This window comes from Sphingomonas sp. CCH9-E2, from assembly GCF_001557215.1.
Taxonomy (GTDB): Bacteria; Pseudomonadota; Alphaproteobacteria; order Sphingomonadales; family Sphingomonadaceae; genus Sphingomonas.
The window spans coordinates 1-261 of the sequence record NZ_LSJM01000294.1 but is presented as its reverse complement, the minus strand read 5'-3'; the positions used below and the strand labels follow the sequence as shown (position 1 = coordinate 261).

Annotated in this window: 1 pseudogene; it reads right to left on the bottom strand. The window is 79.3% G+C overall.

The annotated features are described in order from the left end of the window. Positions 1–261: pseudogene (locus tag AX681_RS13560) on the bottom strand (S26 family signal peptidase); the annotation flags it as partial.

Sequence of the window (261 nt, the reverse complement as noted above, 5' to 3'; positions counted from 1 at the left end):
CGCGCCGCGAGCGCGCGCGCTTCCGCGGGCAGCCAGGCGACCACCATGTCGCCGGTGGCGACCGGCGCGCCGGGCACGACCCGGTAGAGCCCGACCGGCGCGCTCGCGCTCGCGTTCCAGACAAGCCGTGGGCTCGGCGGCACGGCGATCGTCGCGCATAGCGCGCCGATCCCGAGCGCTGCCAGCGCCGCGCGGGCACCGAACCGGCGCCGCTGCGCGCGGCCGATGCGGAAGGCCTCGGCCCAGGCGAACAGCGGCAGG